Origin of the sequence: Chryseobacterium sp. HMWF035 (assembly GCF_003094695.1) — a bacterium.
GTDB classification, from domain to species: domain Bacteria; phylum Bacteroidota; class Bacteroidia; order Flavobacteriales; family Weeksellaceae; genus Chryseobacterium; species Chryseobacterium gambrini.
The window spans coordinates 17,070-34,273 of record NZ_QEHP01000074.1 but is presented as its reverse complement, the minus strand read 5'-3'; the positions used below and the strand labels follow the sequence as shown (position 1 = coordinate 34,273).

The 17,204-nt window shown below is 37.2% G+C and carries 16 protein-coding genes; 8 read left to right on the top strand and 8 right to left on the bottom strand.

The features are described 5' to 3' along the window. Positions 1-45 precede the first annotated feature (45 nt). The 3 genes from DD829_RS11710 (at position 46) to DD829_RS11695 (ending at position 2,943) form a co-directional block, all read left to right on the top strand. Positions 46-573 (top strand): ankyrin repeat domain-containing protein, encoded by a 528-nt coding sequence (locus DD829_RS11710; RefSeq protein ID WP_108411160.1) that lies wholly within the window; start codon positions 46-48, stop codon positions 571-573. 3 nt (positions 574-576) lie between these two features. Further along, positions 577-1,320: a T9SS type A sorting domain-containing protein gene (locus tag DD829_RS11705; RefSeq protein ID WP_116547780.1), complete on the top strand. Its 744-nt coding sequence runs from the start codon at positions 577-579 to the stop codon at positions 1,318-1,320. A 339-nt stretch (positions 1,321-1,659) separates the two neighbouring features. Further along, entirely contained in the window at positions 1,660-2,943 is a 1,284-nt protein-coding gene (locus tag DD829_RS11695) for an ectonucleotide pyrophosphatase/phosphodiesterase (protein WP_108411052.1), read from the top strand. 316 nt (positions 2,944-3,259) lie between these two features. Here the strand turns inward: DD829_RS11695 and DD829_RS11690 are convergent, their stop codons facing one another. Continuing rightward, positions 3,260-4,144, bottom strand: coding sequence for an NAD(P)H-binding protein (locus DD829_RS11690; RefSeq protein WP_108410667.1), 885 nt, complete (start codon positions 4,142-4,144; stop codon positions 3,260-3,262). Positions 4,145-4,246: 102 nt separating this feature from the next. Here DD829_RS11690 and DD829_RS11685 point away from each other — a divergent pair, with 102 nt between their 5' ends. Then, positions 4,247-4,630, top strand: a complete 384-nt coding sequence (locus tag DD829_RS11685; RefSeq protein ID WP_076390723.1) for a winged helix-turn-helix transcriptional regulator — start codon at positions 4,247-4,249, stop codon at positions 4,628-4,630. 110 nt (positions 4,631-4,740) lie between these two features. Here DD829_RS11685 and DD829_RS11680 read toward each other — a convergent pair whose 3' ends face one another. Further along, on the bottom strand, positions 4,741-5,796 hold the full coding sequence (locus DD829_RS11680; RefSeq protein WP_108410854.1) for an NAD(P)-dependent alcohol dehydrogenase: 1,056 nt from the start codon (positions 5,794-5,796) through the stop codon (positions 4,741-4,743). A gap of 197 nt (positions 5,797-5,993) precedes the next feature. Here DD829_RS11680 and DD829_RS11675 point away from each other — a divergent pair, with 197 nt between their 5' ends. Both DD829_RS11675 and DD829_RS11670 read left to right on the top strand, forming a co-directional pair. Further along, entirely contained in the window at positions 5,994-6,896 is a 903-nt protein-coding gene (locus DD829_RS11675) for a helix-turn-helix domain-containing protein (RefSeq protein WP_108410855.1), read from the top strand. A 152-nt stretch (positions 6,897-7,048) separates the two neighbouring features. After that, positions 7,049-8,377, top strand: a complete 1,329-nt coding sequence (locus DD829_RS11670) for a carboxylesterase family protein (RefSeq protein WP_108410856.1) — start codon at positions 7,049-7,051, stop codon at positions 8,375-8,377. 174 nt (positions 8,378-8,551) lie between these two features. On the opposite strand, the gene DD829_RS11665 is transcribed toward DD829_RS11670, so the two are convergent. The 5 genes from DD829_RS11665 to lpxK all read right to left on the bottom strand — a co-directional run bounded on the left by DD829_RS11665 (position 8,552) and on the right by lpxK (position 13,990). Further along, on the bottom strand, positions 8,552-10,024 hold the full coding sequence (locus DD829_RS11665) for an alpha-amylase (protein WP_108410857.1): 1,473 nt from the start codon (positions 10,022-10,024) through the stop codon (positions 8,552-8,554). 44 nt (positions 10,025-10,068) lie between these two features. After that, entirely contained in the window at positions 10,069-11,166 is a 1,098-nt protein-coding gene (gene dinB / locus DD829_RS11660) for a DNA polymerase IV (protein WP_108410858.1), read from the bottom strand. A gap of 95 nt (positions 11,167-11,261) precedes the next feature. Further along, a complete protein-coding gene (locus DD829_RS11655) occupies positions 11,262-11,777 on the bottom strand; it encodes a TlpA family protein disulfide reductase (protein ID WP_108410859.1) in 516 nt (171 codons plus the stop codon). A 388-nt stretch (positions 11,778-12,165) separates the two neighbouring features. Beyond that, the gene (locus tag DD829_RS11650) at positions 12,166-12,981 is read right to left on the bottom strand and encodes a purine-nucleoside phosphorylase (RefSeq protein WP_108410860.1); all 816 of its coding nucleotides are present in this window, start codon (positions 12,979-12,981) and stop codon (positions 12,166-12,168) included. Beyond that, on the bottom strand, positions 12,965-13,990 hold the full coding sequence (lpxK, locus tag DD829_RS11645; protein WP_108410861.1) for a tetraacyldisaccharide 4'-kinase: 1,026 nt from the start codon (positions 13,988-13,990) through the stop codon (positions 12,965-12,967). The genes DD829_RS11650 and lpxK overlap by 17 nt, the downstream gene beginning before the upstream one ends. A gap of 131 nt (positions 13,991-14,121) precedes the next feature. Between lpxK and truA the strand changes: the two genes are divergently transcribed. After that, a complete protein-coding gene (gene truA / locus DD829_RS11640) occupies positions 14,122-14,856 on the top strand; it encodes a tRNA pseudouridine(38-40) synthase TruA (RefSeq protein WP_108410862.1) in 735 nt (244 codons plus the stop codon). Positions 14,857-15,056: 200 nt separating this feature from the next. On the opposite strand, the gene DD829_RS11635 is transcribed toward truA, so the two are convergent. After that, the gene (locus tag DD829_RS11635) at positions 15,057-15,302 is read right to left on the bottom strand and encodes a hypothetical protein (RefSeq protein WP_108410863.1); all 246 of its coding nucleotides are present in this window, start codon (positions 15,300-15,302) and stop codon (positions 15,057-15,059) included. A gap of 140 nt (positions 15,303-15,442) precedes the next feature. Between DD829_RS11635 and DD829_RS11630 the strand changes: the two genes are divergently transcribed. Beyond that, the gene (locus tag DD829_RS11630; protein ID WP_108410864.1) at positions 15,443-17,200 is read left to right on the top strand and encodes an ABC transporter ATP-binding protein; all 1,758 of its coding nucleotides are present in this window, start codon (positions 15,443-15,445) and stop codon (positions 17,198-17,200) included. The last annotated feature ends 4 nt before the right edge of the window (positions 17,201-17,204 follow it).

Genomic DNA, 17,204 nt, shown 5'->3' with positions numbered 1-17,204 from the left:
TGCTGAAAACGTGAATGTTCAATACAATTATGTTCTTACAAAACAATGAGAAAATTAATTTTATTGTTAGGAATGTTTCTCAGTTTTACTTTGGCAACCGCTCAGGAAAAAGCAAAATCTATTTTTGATGTGGCAAGAAGCGGTACAGTTGCTGAAGTGAAGGACATGATGAAACAGAATCCGGACATCATTAACCAAACTAATGAAAGCGGTTTTTCTCCTTTAATTCTGGCTTGCTACAGAGGAAATGTAGACGTTGCCAAATTTTTGATGGACAATGTGAAAGATGTAAATTATAAAAGCCGGGAAGGAACTGCATTGTCGGGGCTTTCCGTAAAATATAACAAAGATCTGGTAACCTATATTTTAGAGAAAAAAGCAGATCCTAATATTGCGGATGCTACAGGATCGACCCCTTTATTTTGGGCAGTAAAATTTGGAAATAAAGAATTGACGGAATTATTGCTGAAATACAAAGCCGACAAAACCCTGAAAGATGCGCAGGGAATGACTCCCTTCGAATATGCTTTACAGACGAACAATAAAGAAATAATTAATCTACTTAAAAATTAAAATATGAAAAAAGTTTTACTCACATTATCAATGGCTCTTGCGATTTCTGTAGGAGCGCAGTTTTCGTCGGGTACAGTAAATTTATCGGCTGCTGCAATGACGGTGAAATTAGACACGAATGCAACTACCGCTACGCTTACTTTAACCGGAGACAGCAATTCAATGCTCGGAATCGGTTTCGGATCAAGCGGAATGGCAAACGGATCAGATGGATTTATTTACAATTCATCTTCAAACAGAGATTATACATTCGTAGGATTTTCCTCACCTTCTGCAGATGCTACGCAGGATTGGACTCAGGTTTCAAACACCGTTTCGGGAAGTACAAGAACAGTAGTCGCTACAAGATCTCTTGCCGGAGGAACTGGAGACTTTGCCATTCCTAATTCTGCGGGAACCATTAATATTTTCTATGCAAGAACTGCAGGAGGAACGGGAATAGCTTACCATTCTTCAAACAGAGGCTACGCTTCTCTTACGATGGGAGCTGTTTTAGCAACCGGAGAAGTCGCTGCACAAAGTAAAAAAGTAGTTCTTTATCCAAATCCTGCAAAAGAAACCATTAATTTCAAAGATGCCGATAAAATAAGAACTATTGATGTTTTCGAATCTACCGGAAGAAAGGTGAAAACCATAAAAGCTGATGGAAAAGAAGTGAACATTTCCGACTTGAAATCCGGAAATTATTATCTGGAAATTACGTTGAAAGATGGTTCAACATCTTTTGAACAGTTAATCAAAGAATAAACGGAGACCACTGAAAGGTGGTCTTTTTTTATGAAAAATATAAAATGATAATTGTGACAGAAACAATGAATATAATTCCTGCTAAAGTATTTTTTAATCCCTCAGATTTAGGATGAGAACTGTATTTCTCGTTTATTCTTTCAGAATCGCAGTGGTAAATAAATATCCAGCGAACAAAATTTCCTAAAATATCCAGCAAAAATTCCAATATTTAATATTTTATCCAAATATAAATATTCTTTATTTACACTCATTCTAAAAAATGCTTTTAATCTTTTTTTAACCGGAGAATCTTTTCTTTCAGGATTCTAGACCCTAATTTTGCAGAAAATATAAATCATGAAGAAAAGCCTTCAATTCTTACTGTTAATTTTTTCACTTACAGTTTTTGCCCAAAAAGATAATGTTGATACAGAAGAAGTTGTAGTTCCTGATCGTTACAATACAGCTGAAGCTCAGACAAAACCTTATCTCATCATGATTTCTACAGATGGGTTTCGTTATGATTATGCTAAAAAATACAATGCAGAAAATCTGTTGAAATATTCCAATGAGGGAGTTCAGGCGAAAGCGATGATTCCCAGTTATCCAAGCATTACATTTCCCAATCACTGGACATTGATTACGGGATTGCATCCCTCTCATCACGGACTGATCGATAATTATTTCTACGATTACCAAAAGAAGGAAAGTTACGCCATGAGCGATAAAAAAAATGCTGAAGACGGAAACTGGTACGGCGGAATGCCGCTTTGGGGACTGGCTGAAAAACAGGGAATGCTTTCCGCATCGTTAATGTGGGTAGGTTCTGCAAGCAATGCAGGAGGAAACAGACCCACTTATTATTATCATTACCACGAAAAATTCTCAGCATCTGAAAAAGTGGATAAAGTAATCGAATGGCTAAAGCTTCCAATGGAAAAAAGACCACATTTCATTTCATTGTATTTTCCTGAAGTTGATGCGAGCGGGCATCATTTCGGTCCGGACTCCAGAGAAACCGAAGATGCTGTTCATCTGGTGGATGGAGCTATTGGCGAACTTGTTCAGAAAGTTCATGATTTAGGATTACAAAATGTAAACTTTGTCTTTGTTTCGGATCACGGAATGATAAAAGTGGATGGAGGAAGTCCGTTAGAAATTCCCGCAATGCTTTTTAATAAAGAAAGATTTGATTTTTACAATTCGCAGACTTTATTGAGGGTTTACGTTAAAAATCCAGATGAGGTTAAAAGGGTTTATAAAGAATTAAAAGCTAACAAAACAGAAGATTATGAAGTCTATCTGGATAAAAAACTCCCCAAATATCTTCATTTTTCAACAAAAGATGACCGGTATAAAAGAATCGGACAGATTTTATTGATTCCCAATGCTCCCAAAATATTTTTGGAAAAAGGTAAAAAATCATCGGTTGGAAAACATGGCTATAATCCGCAGATAGTTCCTGAAATGAAAGCCACATTCTTTGCTTGGGGACCGGAATTCAAAAATAATTTGGTGATCGATGAATTTCAGAACATTAACGTTTATCCTTTGGTTGCAGATATTTTAGGGTTGAAAATCGATCAGCCTATTGACGGAAAGTTGAAGGTTTTGAAGGGAATTTTGAAAGAAAAGGAATAAATCAAGGTTGAGGTAAAGATTAGATTTAAATAATCTATTGATAACAGTTTCGGCGAGCCTTTGGCTCGCCGAAACTTATTTGAATGTAATGATTAAATGACATAGGAAAATGGAGCGTTAAGAAAATTTAAATTTAGTCCGTTAAGAAATTCCCACTGTTAGAAGCGCGAGACAAATATTAAATCAAAAGGCAAATCTTTAATTCGCGCAAGTTTTGGGAATTTTAGGATTAAATTTTAATTTTTAGCGGAAGTTTCCGAGTCTTGAATTTTTGTTTCTTTTGTTTCAAGACAAAAGAAAAAGTTATAAAATAACATTAAGCATTAAATTTATCCGCAAACTCTTTCGCAAACTCCTCCAATTTAATTTCTCCCTCCACTACAGAACCATGTTCAATAAAATCCTTCTGAACAATTCCGGCACGGATTCCTCTTCCCATTTCTGTATACAATTCTGCCATTTCCTGCGGAACTCCTGCCTGAAGCATTCCGTGTAAAGAATCTTCATCTTTAAATTCTACCCACGGAAGTTCCGCTTTTCCGATGGCATTTCCGAAAATATTTGCAAAATCCTGAGCTTTGCGAACATCGCTTACAATATATTTTACATGTTTGCCTTCAGCACTTTTTAACAGTTCTTCAGCAGCAGCTTTTGCAATATCTTTGGGATGAACTAATGGAACTTCCGTGTGATCCGGATAATTCGCGCCAAGAATTCCGGCATTTTTAATCAGCGGAATATCATTAAAGAAATTGATGTAGAAATATCCTGCTCTTAAAAAAGTGACTGACGTATTTTCCAGTTCATTATAGAATTTCTCAATAGCATGAAGACCTTTTATCGGTCCGTTTTCCACAGGAGATTCTGCTCCGATGCTGCTCAGCATTACAATTCTTTTAACTCCGGTTTGTTGAACGGCTTCTGCATAATTTTTTCCGGCGTTCGTCGTATTTTCAACAAGATTTTCAAATCCCATATTGGGTGGAGTCATCAGAAAGGCGGCATCATTTCCTTTAAAAGTGTCAACCAAAAAGTTCAGGTCTGTAATAGAACCGATAGCGGCTTTGGCTCCCAGATTTTCAATTTCACTTTTTTTAGATTCGCTGCTGCTGATAACGGTAATATCATGTCCTTCTGCAATTAATTGCTCTGCAAGAGGTTTTGCTACATTTCCCAATGAACCGGTGATGATGATTTTCATAATTTTTATTTTTTTGTTGATAATTATTTTTTTATTTCCTGATACAAAGGTATATTTGTACTTACTTTTATACAAGTACTTACCCTAAAGTATGTATTCATTATGACAGCCATAAAAGAAACATCAACCATTCAGCAGAATAAAAAATACGCACTAGATTCCTGTCCCGTAACGTATGTCATGGAAAAAATCGGCGGATTCTGGAAACCGATTATTTTATATCATCTTTCCAACGGAGACAAAAGATACAGCGAACTGAAACGAGCCATTCCCGCAGTAACCGAAAAGATGCTGATTCAGCATTTAAAGCAATTAGAAAATGACGGACTGATTATCAGAACCGCAAAGCCGGTTGTTCCACCCCATGTTACTTACGAATTGAGTGAGGCAGGAAAAGGTTTAATTCCGGTTATCAGTTCCATGGCAGAATGGGCATTTAAACACATGGAGGGAAAATATGATCATTTAAGAAATGTAACATTGTAAAAAATTAACCATCAGAAAACTTAATTTTCATAAACCATAAACCATAAACCATAAACCGCCAACAAAAAAAAGCCCTCCGAAGAGAGCCTTAGTTAACAATATACGAAGAATTACAAAGATTGCATATCAATCACGAAACGGTATTTCACGTCGCTTTTCAGCATTCTGTCATACGCTTCATTAATATCCTGCATTTTGATTAATTCAATATCCGATACAATATTATGTTTTCCGCAGAAATCCAAAAGTTCCTGAGTTTCGGCAATTCCTCCGATTAAAGATCCTGCAACAGAACGACGCTGGAAAATAAGCGGTCTTGTACTTGGAGCTTCATTTTCGAATTCTCCTACAAATCCTACCATAACCAGAGTTCCGTTTAAAGCAACAGTCTGCATGTAAGGATTAATGTCGTGTTCATAAGGAACAGTATCAATAATCACATCAAACTTCCCTTTTACAGCATCCATCTGATCCTGCTCTGTGGAAATCACCACATGATCTGCTCCCAGTTTTTTAGCATCTTCCGTTTTTCCCGGAGTTCGCGAGAATAATGTTACTTCAGCACCCAAACCTTTTGCCAGTTTAATCGCCATGTGTCCCAAACCTCCCAAACCTACAACAGCAACTTTAGAATCAGGACCTACATTCCAGTGTCTTAACGGAGACCATGTTGTAATTCCTGCACAAAGAAGAGGAGCAACAGCCGCTAAATCTAAATTTTCAGGAACACTTAATACGAAATGTTCATCTACAACTACTTTCTGAGAATATCCGCCGAAAGTATGACCTCCCAAATGTTTATCAGCTCCATTATAAGTTCCTGTGAAACCATTCTGGCAATATTGCTCAAGATCGTGTTTGCAGCTTTCGCACTCGCCGCAAGAATCTACCATACAGCCGACTGCCGCAAGATCTCCGACTTTAAATTTAGAAACTTCATTTCCTACATTTGTAATTCTCCCTACAATTTCATGTCCCGGAACTACAGGATACATTGATCCGCCCCAGTCGTTTCTTGCGGTGTGAAGATCGGAGTGGCAAACGCCGCAGTATAGAATTTCAATTTCTACGTCTTTTGCCGTTACTTCTCTTCTTGCAATATTTAATTCCTGTAAATCGGCAGTCTTGGATTCTGCTCCGTAAGCTTTTACTGTGAATGTACTCATTTTGTTTAGTATTAATTATTTTGATTAGTTTATTCTTTGATTCAGAATAGGAAATTCGTTATTTTCTTAGCTGCAAAATTCGAACCTTTTAGAGTAAATCATCTTATATAAATTACAGAAAGATGTACCAATTTTACAGACAAAATAAAATGTCTCTTTAAAAGTGGTAATTTTGAATGGCAATTAAAATTTACTTCATGAAAAATCAGGAGGTTGAAATCTACAATACGGTTTCAGAATACAATAAAATGCTGAACCATGAGACGTTACATCCTTTGGTAAGTGTAATCGATTTTTCCAAATCCGATCCCATTTGTCAGCATTTGAGACAATTTGGTTTTTACACGGTCTTTTTAAAAGATGTGATGTGTGGCGATATGCAGTACGGAAAACACAGCTACGATTATCAGGAAGGAACATTGGTTTTTATCGCTCCGGGACAGACGTACGGAATTTCTAATGCAGGTACCTACATTCAGCCAGCCGGTTTTGCTCTTATTTTTCATCCTGATTTATTAAAAGGAACCAACCTCGGAAAAAATATCAAAGACTATAATTTTTTCTCCTACGAAGTTCATGAAGCGCTGCATCTTTCAGAAAAAGAAAGAGAAATTATTCTGGAATGTTTTAAAAATATAAAGCATGAACTGGAACAGACAATTGATAAACACAGTAAATCTTTAATTGTAAATAACATCGAACTTTTCCTGAACTACTGCATGCGGTTTTACGACCGTCAGTTTATCACCAGAGATCACATCAATCAGGGAGTCATCGGAAGATTTGAAAGTCTGCTGAACGATTATCTTACCTCTGAAAAGCCTAAGAATATAGGTTTTCCGATGGTTCATTATTTTGCAGAACAGCTTAATCTTTCCGCGAATTATTTTGGAGATTTAATTAAAAAAGAACTGGGTGTTTCCGCTCAGGAATTCATCCACAATAAACTGATTGATGTGGCAAAAGACCAGATTTTCGATTCCGCCAAATCCATCAGTGAAATTTCGTACAATCTTGGATTCAAATATCCGCAGCATTTTACAAGGCTTTTTAAAAGCAAAGTAGGCGTTTCTCCAAGTGAATATAAATCTTTAAACTGATTGGTTGAAGCAAAAACCAGAACAATATTTCTTTGCTTACTTAAGTGATTTTAAGAATTTATTTGTGAAAAATTGTCTACAACAGGGACATTGATGTTTCATTAAATTGAGAAAATTACTACATTTAAAAAGCAGAAAAATTTTGTTTCATCATGACGTTACAGCAAAATACAGGAATTCATACTTTTCATACTTCTATCGGTACAATCTCTGCAATAAAAACAAACGGTGTGATCAAAGCGAAAAGCATCCGTTACGCGAGATCAGAAAGATATAAAAAGCCCGTTCCTGTAGAAGATATTCAGACTCACGAAATTCCGGATAAAACACCGGTCTGTCCTCAACACATCAGTCCGCTGCTGGAAAGATTGATCCAGAAAACGAATGTGGAGCATTTCGAACCCGATGAATCTCCTCAGTTTTTAACAATTACCCGTCAGGAAAATTTTGTGGCAAATGAGAAGCTTCCGGTGGTAGTCTGGATTCACGGAGGTTCCTATGAAATTGGCTGTGGAGATCTGCCAACTTCCGATCCTTCGGTTTGGGTGAAAGAGCAGAATCTTATTGTTGTTTCCATTACATATCGTCTCGGGCTTTTCGGATTTTTGGGAGGCAATGAAGAAAGACCTGCCAATTTAGGCTTGTTTGATATCATGGAATCTCTGAAGTGGATTCAGAAAAATATCCACATTTTTGGCGGAAATCCGGAAAATATTACCCTTTTCGGGCAGTCTTCCGGAGGCGATGCGATTGCGCATCTGATGATTTCCGAAGGAATTGATGGATTGTTTAAGCGGGCAATTATCCACAGCGCACCGCTTGGTTTCAGGATGAAAAGAAGTAAAATGTCTTTAGAATTTTTCAGGAAGACCGATTTTCTGAAAGATGAAAAAGATCCCCTGAAAATGGTGGATGAATATGTGAAATTTTTACCCTCATTCAGAAAATATGGTTTAAAAACGTCCATGCCTTTCTGTACGCAATATGGTTTTGCTCCTTTATGCACGGAAGAGGAAAGTTTACCAAAATGGAAAGAGAATGCGAAAAAATATGATGTATTGATCGGTTCCAGTCATGACGAAACTGCTTTTTATGTAAAAACGGCTCAGGAAGGACTTTACACGTATCTCCACGAAAAAATTCTCAACAAAATCGTTCGTAAAACAACGGAATCCATTTATGAAAAACCGGCAGAGATTTTTGCTGAAAATTATGCTTCAGGCGGTGGAAATATTTACCGGTTTAAAATTAAGTCCGTTCTGAAAAACAATTATATCGGAGCTTCCCACTGTGTAGATCTTCCTTTGATTTTCGAAAATCAGGAAGCATGGAAATCGGCAGAACTTTTAAAAGATGTTCCGTGGAAACACATTCAGGAAAACGGAAAAAAACTCCGTGCATTGTGGGCAGAATTTGCAAGAACAGGGAAAATTTCCGATCATTCAGAACGACCGGAAATTCTTGAACTCCGAAAAGTTTAGTTTTATTTTTTAAACACGAATACCACGAATTTTCTACATTTTTTAAACACAAATGTCACAAATATTTTCACGAATATTCACAAAGTAATTTTAGATAGATTCATTTAAAATTGTGCTATTTGCAAAAGCGTTCGTGTCATTTGTGAAAGCCATTTGTGATATTTGTATTCAGACTCATTCAGCAAGCCAGACACTCACATTTCCCGCCGGAACCGGGAAATTTCCCCAACCGTTTTCATCGATGGTAATTTTATCCTCAAATCTTCCCAATGCATCATAAAACGTTTGTCCGATGTATCTTTCTCCCATTTCCATTGGTTTTTCGTATGCATCTTTATTGCTTAAAACAACTGCACATCCGGAATGTTCCTCATCGCCTTCACGAACCCATCCAAGACAATTGGCATCCTCAAAATAATCTCTCTGTTCTCCATAAGCATTGTTTTTTCTGGCTTTCAGAAGTTCTTCAATGCCGTCCACTTTATTTAAAAATATTTCCTGATCATTGCCTTCCTTATCTTTATCCACATAATGCGCTCCGTAGAGATCCGGATAAAACACACACGGATAACCGTCTTTTCTCAGCAGAATCAATGCATACGCCAAAGGTTTGAACCATTCTTCAACTGGAGCTTCTAGATCCTGTAAAGGCTGTGTATCATGATTATCCACAAGACTTACCGAGTGAAGCGGATCTGCCTGAGTAAGGCTTTCGTCAAAGATTCTCCGCAAATCGTAAGAATTTCCTTCGTTGGAAGCGGTGTGAAAATTATTCTGTAACGAACTGTCGAACAGACTCATGCATCCTTCGGTAACATCGATGTATTTCTGCAAGAGATTCAGATATCCGGGAGCCCAGTATTCGCCGACCGCAAAAATATTTTTTCCGGTATTGGAACGAAGCAAAGTAAGCCATTCTTTATAAAAATCAAATGAAATATGCTTTAAGGCATCCAGTCTCACGCCGTCGAAATCGGTTTCATCAAAGTACCATTTTGCCCAGTTGTTCAGTTCTTCGCGCACGAAAGGATTTCTGTGTTCTACATCATTGTACATCAGGTAATCGTAATTTCCTTTCTCATCATCGATCATTTCTTCCCAGTCGGTTCCGTATTCGTTTTTAATTTTAAAAATCTGCGAATCCATTCCTTCTGCATAATCCACACCGCTGAAGCAGGTGAAGTTCCATTCAAATTCAGAATATTTTTTATTTCTTCCGGGAAAGGTAAATTTGGTATAAGACTGTATTTCTATTTCATCCGAGATTATTTTTTCTCTGTTTTCTTCATCAACTTTTAATGCTTTAAAGGTTTCCAGTTCATCGCCGCCGCCTTTATGTCCAAGCACAATATCTACAATTACTTTAATATTGTTTTCTTTAAGCGCTTTTATCGCTTTCAGGTAATCTTCTTTCGTGCCGTATTTGGTGGGAATTGTTCCTTTCTGATCAAATTCTCCGAGGTCATAGAGATCGTAAGCGTCGTAGCCAATAGAGTGACCTCCTGTTGCGCCTTTGTAAGCGGGCGGAAACCAGACGGATGTAATGCCGAGTCCGGCTAAATATTTTGCGTTTTGTTCTGCTTCTTTCCACAGCTTACTGTCTCCTTCAGAATACCAATGGAAATACTGAATCATCGTTTCATTCATAAATTGTAAAATTTGGTTACTACAATTTAGTGAAAAAAAACGGATTATTGATCTTCGAATTCCTTAAACGGGATTTTTAGTTGAACGGAAACCTGTTTTTTTTCTTCGGTGTTGAGCTGGGAAAGAGATAATCCCAACAGTCTCACCGGCTTATCGAAAGGTCTTAGTTCCCAAAGTTTTTTTCCGGTATTGAAATATTGTTCGGCAGAGGAAAAATATTCTTCTTTGGTGATGCTTCTTGTATACAGTGAGAAATCTTTGTATTTAATTTTTAAAGTTAAAGATCTTCCCAGAATATTATTTTTCTGCAATCTGTTTTGCAGTTCTTCGCTCAGGCTCTGTAATTTTTTTTCAACCTGCTGTTCATCAAAAAGGTCTTCAAAAAAAGTTCTTTCTACTGCCACACTTTTCTGGATGCGGTGCGGTTTTACTTCCGAATGATGAATTCCGCGAACCACATTGTAATAATAAGCTCCGGATTTTCCGAACAGTCTTGTTAAATCTTCAATGGATCTTTTCTTTAAATCTTTCCCTTTGTAAATGCCTAAGCTGAACATTTTATTAGCCGTTACTTTTCCGACTCCATAAAATTTTTCTACAGGAAGTTCTTCCAGAAAACCTTCGATTTTGTCGGGATGAATGGTTTTTTGTCCGTTCGGTTTGTTGATATCTGAAGCGACTTTGGCTAAAAATTTATTCACAGAAATTCCTGCGGAAGCAGTAAGTCCGGTCTGTTCAAAAATTTTCTGACGGATCTCTTTGGCGATCTGATTGGCAGATTCCATTCCTTTTTTATTTTCTGTAACATCGAGATAGGCTTCATCCAAAGAAAGCGGTTCCACCAGATCGGTGTATTCGTAAAAGATTTCACGGATTTTTTTTGATATTTCCTTGTAACGCGCAAAACGCGGAGGTACAAAAATAAGGTGCGGACATTTTTCTTTTGCCGTTTTGCTGGGCATTGCAGAACGGACTCCGAATTTTCTGGCTTCGTAACTTGCCGCCGAAACCACACCGCGATGTTCACCACCAACGGCAAGTGCTTTTCCTTTCAATGCAGGATTGTCATGCTGTTCTACAGAAGCATAAAATGCATCCATATCGACGTGAATTATTTTGCGCATGGGAAAAGAAGAATCCATACGCAAAGATATGGATTCCTGTATTTTTTATTGTATGATTTATAAGTCTAAGGTTTTATGTCTCATGTTCAATGATCCTTTAACCTCAATCTTAATTATTTCAAAAGCTGATCAATGGTAGCCTGAATTTCCGGATCTTCAGGAGTAATAGCGTAGTATTTTGCAATGGAAGATTTCTGATCGATCACCATATAACGCGGAATCCAGTTCAGATCAACGTAATTGTTGAAATCGTTTTTCCAGCCGGATGAAAACCAGTAGTTTTCTTTGTCTTTCATCTCAAATTTTTCCAGACTTCTTTCAAAGCCTTCTTTGGAACGGTCTAAAGATAGAAATACAAAATCTATATTCTTATTGTTTTCTTCCAGTTCTTTGGCTTTCGGAAGCGCATTTAAACAGTCTCTGCACCATCCTGCCCAAAAATCAATAACCAGAACTTTACCTTTATGCTGATCCAGAATCTGCTGAATGGTAACCGTTTTTCCGTCTTCATCTTCCAGTTTCTGCACCAAAGCTTGTTTGGAGAAACTCTTTTTCAGAACTTTCGGCGCCTGCTGAGAACAGCCTAATCCGAAAATTCCCATCATTAATAGTAACAACAGTTTTTTCATGTTCAAAAAAATTATGTATGCAAATCTAGACAATGCCGTGCAATCTGTACTGATTTTTTGATGACTTTATAAAAATTGATGGGATTGAAGATTTCTATTGAATTTACAATTAAAAAATTCACAAATTTTATCGTTCTGAAAACATCGACAAATATTAAGTCTGTTTAAACTTTATTTAACCGCAAAAGTCACAAAAGATCTACTAAATTTTTTATTTAAAGTTGATTGTTATAAATGAAAAAGAAAACAATAGTTTTTAAAAATCTTTGATTTTTATTCTTTTGAGCGCTTTGATTATTCTGGAAATTCGCTTTAACATTATCTTTTGTCGCTTTTGCGGTTAATTCTGAAATTAGTTTAAACAAGTTTATTGTTAATAATCTTAGGTTTATGAATAATTTTTCACCAAACCTTTTACCACTGCAATTACATTCGGCATGGCTTTATTGGCTGCATTCAGAACTTCTTCGTGAGAAACAGAGTGGGCAATATCGGGACCGCCCAAATCGGTCACGACGGAAATACCAAAAACATCCATTCCCATATGTTTAGCAACGATCACTTCCGGAACGGTACTCATTCCCACAAGATCTCCGCCAATGGCTTTAATCATTCCGTATTCTGCGGGAGTTTCGAAAGTGGGTCCCTGTAAAGCTACATACACACTTTGGTGGACGTTAATATTCTGTTCAGAAGCAACATTTTGTGCAACGGAGATCATTTTTCTGCTGTACGGTTCGCTCATATCCACAAATCGGGGACCGAAAGAATCGATATTTCTGCCACGAAGCGGATGTTCAGGCATCATATTGATGTGATCCCGAATGATCGCGATATCGCCGATCTTATAGCCTGGATTAATTCCGCCTGAAGCATTCGAAAGAATGAGATTTTTAATTCCCAACAGATAAAAAACACGGATCGGAAAGACAACCGTTTCTATGGAATGTCCTTCGTAGTAATGAAAACGACCGCTCATCATCAGAACTTTTTTTCCTTCCAGAATTCCGTAGATCAGTTTTCCGCCGTGTCCTTCAACGGTAGTCTGCGGAAAGTTGGGGATTTCAGCATATTCTAAAGTGTGAATGGCTTCCACTTCATCCTGCAGTTTGCCTAAGCCGGAGCCTAAAACAATGGCAAAATAGGGAGTTTCTTTAATGATGTTTTTAATGAAATCTGCGGTCTGCTTAATTTTTTCTAACATAATCTAAGATGATTTGATTGAATTCTTCCTTTTTATCAATAATTACATTGATCGGCCAGTAGTAAACAATATCTCTAAGATAGTCAAAACTTTTCAGACGCACATAGTCTTTTTCAGTGGTTAAGATCAATTTATATTCTCCTAATTTTTTATATTCCGCTACAATATTTTTAATGTCGGACTCAGTAAAATTATGATGGTCTCTGAATTTTAAATGTTTCACTCTCTGCGAAAATTTCGCAAGATGGGTGAGGAGAGGTTTCGGATTGGCAATTCCAGTAATTAAAAGAATATCATAATAATTCAGGTTGTTGTCGGGAAGCATTTTTTCTCTTCCGTATACATTTTCGTCGTATCCGATGGATGAAAAGAATACTTTCTGTGTACGGTCTGGTCTTATTCTGGAAATGTAATACTGTTTGGTTTCCTCGGTAAGTTCATCGGGACATTTGCTCACCATGATGATATCCGCTCTTTTGGATCCTGCTCTGGATTCTCTCAAATCTCCCGCAGGTAAAAGATGATCTTTGAAGTAAGGATCATTAAAATCTGTCATCATGATGTTGAATCCTGCTTTTATCGCTCTGTGCTGCATTGCATCGTCCAGAACCAGAACATCAAGATCCATATCGCTGATTACTTTTTTGGCTCCGGGAACTCTTTCTTCGGAAACGGCGATTACAAAACGGTTTTTAAAGCGTTCAAACAACTGCATGGCTTCATCGCCTACAGTTTTGTAATTGCTTTCATAATTTGTAACAGCATATCCTTTCGTAAGTCTTCCGTATCCTCTGGAAAGCACGCCGGTTCTGTAATGTTTGGACAGGAAATGAGCAAGATACATCACCATCGGCGATTTTCCGCTTCCGCCCACAGAAAGGTTTCCGACACAGATTATCGGCGTTTTGAATTTCACAGATTTAAAAATTCCCAGATCATACATTGTGTTTCGGATACCCGTTACCATGTGATAGCCGAGGGAAAAAGGATAGAGGTACCATCTTTTCATACGTTTGCAAAAATAGGAAATTTCGCAGGGATTTGGATGAATATGGGAGCTACTTTTCGATATTTATTTAAAAAATCTGTTATTGATTATCATCAAATTAAAGTATTTTTGTAGAGTTATTTTTATTTACCTTGAGATATTTTATAGAATTTTCCTACAACGGCAAGAATTATTTCGGTTACCAGATTCAGCCGAATGCTATTTCTGTGCAGGAAGAACTGGAGAAAGCACTTTCCACGATTTTAAGAGAAGAGATTAAGACAACGGGAGCGGGGAGAACGGATACGGGTGTTCATGCGAAGAAAATTTTTGCTCATTTTGATACGGAGAAAGTTCTGGATCAGGAACTGGTGAGAAGGCTGAACAGTTTTCTTCCGGCCGATATTTCCATTAAAAGAATATTTCCTGTAAAAGATGATTTCCATGCACGTTTTGACGCTACTTACCGAACGTACGAGTACTATATTTCCCTTGAAAAAAATCCGTTCACGGAAGAATCGGCGTGGCAACACTGGAGAAAACCTTTAGGTATTGATAAAATGAATGAAGCCTGTAAAATTTTATTTGAATATGAGGATTTTACCAGCTTTGCAAAATTACATACCGACAATAAAACCAACTTCTGCAAAATGTACAAAGCAGAATGGGAACAGAATGGAAGTGAACTGAAATTTACCGTTTCTGCGAACCGCTTTCTGAGAAATATGGTGAGAGCTATTGTGGGAACTATGGTTGAGGTAGGTTCGGGAAAATTGCAGCCTGAAGACGTAAGAAAAGTCATTGAAGACAAACACCGGAATTCTGCGGGAACTTCTGCACCGGCTCACGGATTGTATCTCGTGGATGTTGGATATGATTTTGAGTAATATTTAAACACAAATTCCACAAATAATTCCACGAATATTCACAAATAATTTTAGATTTTCTTTATTAGATTTGAGTCATTTGTGAAAAAATATTAGTTTAATTTGTGTTTAAAAGAAAACAAAAAAACGAAAATCATGAACGAAATCGAAAAACTTGCCTTTGCATTACAACATTTCGCGGGACTTGAGGAGTATGATTTTCAGCCGTCATTGGTAGTTTGCCTCGTCGGACATTCACATTTGCTTCCCTGAATATTGGTTTGCGCTCTCGGAAGTTCATTTTTGCCTGCCCAAGAATTGGTTTGCCCTGTCGGAAATTCACATTTGCTCTCCTGAATATTGGTTTGCCCCGTCGGAACTTCCGACGATAAGAACCTGTAAAATCTTGCCGCCGGAGATCTCCGGTGATCCGTGTTTTTTGCTTTGCTTAGTTTTAAATTGAGCATTTTTATTGTTTTTCATCTATACCATAAATAACATCAATCTGAATTTTTCATCAGGAATTAATGAAGTTGTAAAGGCTGACAAATTTGAAAGTCTTATTTTTGCATAGAATTTTATATAATTCTTTTCTTCAATTCGTACAATGAAAAAACAAGATACCTGGGGAATTGTAAAGAGGCTGTTCTTTATCGGAATGAAGTTCCGTTCTTGGTTCATCCTTACTTTAGTGATTTCCATTTTTCTGGCAATAGTTTCTACTTACCGTCCTTATCTTACCATGGAAGTGGTGGATAATGATATTACCAAACTGAAAGATAAAGCGCTGATGCTAAAGCATATTTATCTTTTGATCGGTCTGGTTTTTACAGAGACCATTTTAAACTTTTTTCTGGTTTATTTCTCCAATTTCATTTCGCAGAATGTAATCCGAGATATCAGAGAGAGGCTGTATAATAAGCTGATTTATTTTAAAACGTCTTTCTTCGATAAAACTCCGATCGGGCAGTTGGTGACGAGAGCGGTTGGTGATGTGGAAACCATTGCAACGGTGTATACGGATGGTTTTTTAATGGTTTTCGGGGATGTGCTGAGAATTATTTTCGTATTGATTATGATGTTCAGTACCAATGTTCATCTCAGTTATATTACATTGGCGATTTTACCTTTAATGGTCGTGATTACAAGATTTTTCCAGAAAAGGCTGAAAAAAGCATTCGGAGATGAAAGAAACTGGACTTCCAACCAAAATTCTTTCGTTCAGGAAAGACTGGCGGGAATGCCGATCATTCAGGTTTTTAACAGGCAGGAAGCTGAATTTAAGAAGTTTGATGATATTAATATTACTTTAAAAAGTGCTTTGCTGAGAACGGTTTTTATCTTCTCGCTGTTTTTTCCTGTGGTGGAATTAATTTCGTCTCTTTTTATCGGGTTTATCCTTTTTTACGGAGGATATATTACGATCAGTGCGGGAGTTGTGATTGCGTTTATCCAGTATATTTCGATGCTGATCCGTCCTTTGAGACAGATTGCCGACCGTTTCAACAATATTCAGCGAGGAATTGTAGGTGCAGAAAGAGTTTTAGGATTAATGGATGAAGACAATGCGATGCCGAACAACGGAAAAGTAAGGAAAGATCATTTTGACGGAAAAATAGAGTTTAAAAATGTACATTTTGCGTACGATGAAAAGCAGGAAGTATTAAAGGGGATTGATTTTAAAGTAAATCCGGGTGAAACTGTTGCCATTGTAGGAGCTACCGGAGCCGGAAAGTCTACGATCATCAGTTTAATTACAAGATTGTATGATATTAATTCCGGAAATATTTTAATTGATGATGTTGATCTGAAAGATTACGAACTGTATAATTTAAGAAGTCATATCGGAGTCGTTCTGCAGGATGTTTTTCTGTTCCACGGAAGTATTTTTGAGAATCTTTCTTTCGGGGATGAAAGCATTACGCTGGATAAAATAAAAGCAGGAGCAAAAGAAATTGAGGTTGATGAATTTATCGAACAGCTTCCGGGAGGATATGATTATGTGGTAAGTGAAAGAGGTTCGTCCATTTCTCTCGGGCAGAGACAATTGCTGTCGTTCTTAAGAGCCTATCTGTCTGATCCTAAGATTCTGATTTTAGATGAAGCCACGTCTTCCATCGATCACGAAAGTGAAAAATTAATTCAGAGAGCCACGGAAAAAATTACAAAAAACAGAACATCGATCATTATTGCACACCGACTTTCAACCATTGAAAAAGCCGATAAAATTATCGTGATGGAGCATGGAAAAATTGTTGAAGAAGGCAAACATCTCGAACTTCTGGACAAAAACGGATATTACTCCACACTTTACAAAGCTCAGTTGAGACCTGAAGTGGAACTGGAAGAAGAAACTAAGAAGTAATTTG